This is a genomic window from Candidatus Synechococcus spongiarum SH4 (assembly GCF_000586015.1).
In the GTDB taxonomy this organism is placed as follows: Bacteria; Cyanobacteriota; Cyanobacteriia; order PCC-6307; family Cyanobiaceae; genus Synechococcus_B; species Synechococcus_B spongiarum_F.
In genome coordinates this window covers 1-3,029 of the sequence record NZ_JENA01000196.1, presented here as the reverse complement: position 1 = coordinate 3,029, position 3,029 = coordinate 1, and the positions used below count along the sequence as shown (strand labels likewise).

Genomic DNA, 3,029 nt, shown 5'->3' with positions numbered 1-3,029 from the left:
TCGCTCCCGTTCGCTGAGCCTGGCAGTATCCATAAGCTTCTCCAGTTGCGTCAAAACATCAACCTGCTCCAAGGCATCCATGGGTTGAGTACGCTCGTCTTCGATCAACTCGCCCAGGGAACTGCTATCATCCTCGTTCCTGATCTGGGCATCCAGACTCGCTCCACTCAACAACCGGGCCGTCTGCTCCAACTGGCGAATCTGCTCCTTGGTCTCGTTCATGGCGCTGGCCGCCTCTTCCAGGTTGGGGGTGCGGCCAAGCTGCTGAGTGAGGCGCTGGGTGCAGGCTGTGAGGCGCGCCAGGCGATCCGCCACATGGAACGGCAGGCGGATATTGGATACCTGCTGGCTCACAGCCCGTTGCAGTGATTGTTTGATCCACCAGTAGGCATAGGTGCTGAAGCGATATCCGGTGGCGGGATCAAACTTTTCCGCAGCCCGCTGCAGGCCGAAGCTGCCCTCCTGGACCAGGTCTTCAAGCGGCAGACCTCGGGTTCGGTATTTCTTGGCCAGGTGAACCACCAGGCGAAGATTGGAGCGAATCATTTCTCCCCGTGCATGACGGCCTGCCTTTGACACCCCGGCAGGGGCCTTCTCGGGTCCACCGGGGTAATCCATCCAGGCCCGCACAGCCCGCCCCAGGCTCACCTCCTGATCCGGGGCCAACAGCTTGGAGCGGCCAATTCCGTCCAGCATCCAGCCAAAACAATCCAGCTTCATGCCGCCTCCGCACTTGCTTATGGATCAGGATGTCACAAGCCGGAGGTTCTATACATTCAGGAATCCATATTCAATACTTTTATTCACAATTCTACAGGTTCGCAATTCTACGTGACTATTCTTCATGCAAACTCCCCACGGAGCATCGGGTTTGCTCCCAACCGCCCAACGCTCAGCCCATTGACCGCCTTATGAAAGGCCCGCGCCAACCACTCGGCCATGGTCCTGCCCCCTTGCTGCGGTTACAGCCGGAACACAGCAGTTGCAGGTTGTCCGGGTGGTCCGTGCCGCCGCGGCTGCGGGGCAGCATATGATCCACCTCCATCACCCGGACGGGGAAATGGGTGTCACAGCCTGCACAGATGCCTTCCTGCTGGCCATCGAGCCGGTGTCTGTGGGTGCGATAGTTGGGCGGATGCTCCAGGTCGGTGCGCTGGGGTGGGACGTCCAAAGTGGTGGGGCCGCCCCATAGCTCCCGGTCTTCACAATGCGGTCGTTCACCAGCTTGATGGCCAGTGGCGAAAGGTCAATGCCGCCCCAGCCTGTCCGCCGCCGCCAGGGCAGCAGCGCAGCCGCAGAAGGGGTCCAGCGCCATGTCGCCGGGGTTGGAACTGGCCTTGATGCTGGGATCCAGCAGGGCCAGGGGCTTTTGGGTGGGGTAGTGGGTTCTTTGCCGAGCCGTGTTGCCAACGGGAAAAACACCGGTCCAGATGTTCTGGACTTTCGACCCAGGATGTTCATCCAGATACTTTTTGTGCCCCCGCAAGGAAGGGACGCCGTCCTTCCTGGTGTGGATCAAGCCAGCGGCCCACAACTCTTCCAATCTTTCCAAGGAGTAAGACCAACCCCTGGACCCTTTGGACGTTGCCCCGCGCCAGGTGAACCACCTGGATGGGCTCCCGTTGGGAGATGTCAAGTCATCTCCTTTGTAGCGGCGGCCATCAATTCTGCCGTATCCCTTTTTAGCGTTATTGCCGGACTGACGCTTCCAAATAACCCTGCCTCGGCATTGCTTTCTTCCAGAAACCGCATCCATCAGCAGTTTCAGGTAAGCGCCTGCCGCGTCGTCACAATGGAGGTAGAGGGAGCCCGTGGGTTTCAAGATGCGCTGCATCTCCAGCAGCCGCACCGCCATGAAAATCAGGTAGCACTGCATCCCTTTGCTCTGGGCTTGCCGGGCGGCGTCAATGACGGCGTAGGCGGCAGGTTCCGATCCGCCAGTTCCCCGTGGTCGCACACGCCCCCGCATCCAGGTTCCAGGCATCCTTGAAGGCGGCTCCGGCGGCTTTGCTTGCGGTTGACCGTGAAGACGGCCTGTCTTGTCCATCTCGGGATCCGGCCGCCGCAAGGCTCTCCAACAACCGATCCAGCTTGTCGTTCAACACCCTGTTATCCGCTCTGAATTGGACAATGTCCCCTTTGACCTCCGTCTTGAACTCTTTACAACGGTGAACAGGGCGCCGGCTGGATCCAGTCTGTCCACAGGGAGGGGGAGGGGCTGTCGCCGACGGGGTCACGGCCGGCCGTCATTGGGGACGAAGCTTTCAGGATGCTCATCCACAGGCCAGTCGCTGTTGATGCCGCCGATCACCACTTCTTCCACCCGCACCACGTCCTGATCCAGAGTTCTCAGGGCATTGATCAGCACGTCCAGCGCCAGGGCGTCGCTGGTGCCCAGGTCTACCCAGATGCGACACCACGCCTCCTGGGTTTCCAGGTCGCCCATGTTGTGCATCACTGCCGCCAGACTGGCCTCGGCCTGTTCCTGGGCGTAGTGCATCCAACTGATGTCGGCCCCCTCCCCATGGACTTGCAGGTTCTCCCCATTGAATCCCCCCAGCTTGCCCAGGTAATACCAACTGTCGAATATCTCGGCCAGATAAGGTCTTTCCGCCTCGGTGAGCGGCTCCGCCAGCCGGACCCAGATCCAGCAGTTAAAGGGATCGAATTCACGGAAACGCACATCCATGGAACTGTGGCCAAGGGACGCCATCCTGGGCCATGATGGTTGGCTGTTCAGCAGGGCCGTTGAACTGTGCTCAGTCTGGAACAGGTATCCTACCATCCGGCAACCGTGCCCCGTCCCCTGCTGCAGCAGGTGTCCATGGCGGTGAATCCGGGGGAAACGGCCGTGGTGGCGGGCGCCAGCGGCGCAGGGAAGAGCACCTTGCTGGAATTGGTGGCGGGGCTGATCCGCCCCAGCCGGGGGCGCATCTGCTGGCAGGGCAAGCCCATGGGGCAACAACAGCGGCATCGGCGTTGTGGCTTGGTGTTTCAATTTCCCGAACGGCATTTCCTCGGGCTCACCC

The 3,029-nt window shown here is 60.7% G+C and carries 5 protein-coding genes; 1 reads left to right on the top strand and 4 read right to left on the bottom strand.

What is annotated here, in order from left to right; genetic code table 11:
- The 4 genes from BG35_RS0108255 to BG35_RS0108240 form a co-directional block, all read right to left on the bottom strand.
- A partial coding sequence (locus BG35_RS0108255; protein ID WP_025782452.1) for a sigma-70 family RNA polymerase sigma factor occupies positions 1–720 on the bottom strand: 720 nt, incomplete at its 3' end.
- 172 nt (positions 721–892) lie between these two features.
- Positions 893–1,171 carry an HNH endonuclease gene (locus BG35_RS14195; RefSeq protein WP_071994826.1) on the bottom strand — a complete coding sequence of 93 codons (279 nt, stop codon included), beginning with the start codon at positions 1,169–1,171 and terminating at the stop codon, positions 893–895.
- A gap of 75 nt (positions 1,172–1,246) precedes the next feature.
- Positions 1,247–1,969, bottom strand: coding sequence for a DNA methyltransferase (locus BG35_RS11030; RefSeq protein WP_025782450.1), 723 nt, complete (start codon positions 1,967–1,969; stop codon positions 1,247–1,249).
- A gap of 264 nt (positions 1,970–2,233) precedes the next feature.
- A complete protein-coding gene (locus BG35_RS0108240; RefSeq protein ID WP_025782449.1) occupies positions 2,234–2,689 on the bottom strand; it encodes a DUF3531 family protein in 456 nt (151 codons plus the stop codon).
- Between the two features lie 105 nt (positions 2,690–2,794).
- Here BG35_RS0108240 and BG35_RS12215 point away from each other — a divergent pair.
- A partial coding sequence (locus BG35_RS12215; RefSeq protein ID WP_152535243.1) for an ATP-binding cassette domain-containing protein occupies positions 2,795–3,029 on the top strand: 235 nt, incomplete at its 3' end.

What these genes read in the sequence shown, in the direction of transcription:
- BG35_RS11030 (WP_025782450.1), bottom strand. Translation starts at nt 1,969, where the DNA reads ATGCGGGGGCGTGTGCGACCACGGGGAACTGGCGGATCGGAACCTGCC.
- BG35_RS0108240 (WP_025782449.1), bottom strand. Translation starts at nt 2,689, where the DNA reads ATGGATGTGCGTTTCCGTGAATTCGATCCCTTTAACTGCTGGATCTGG.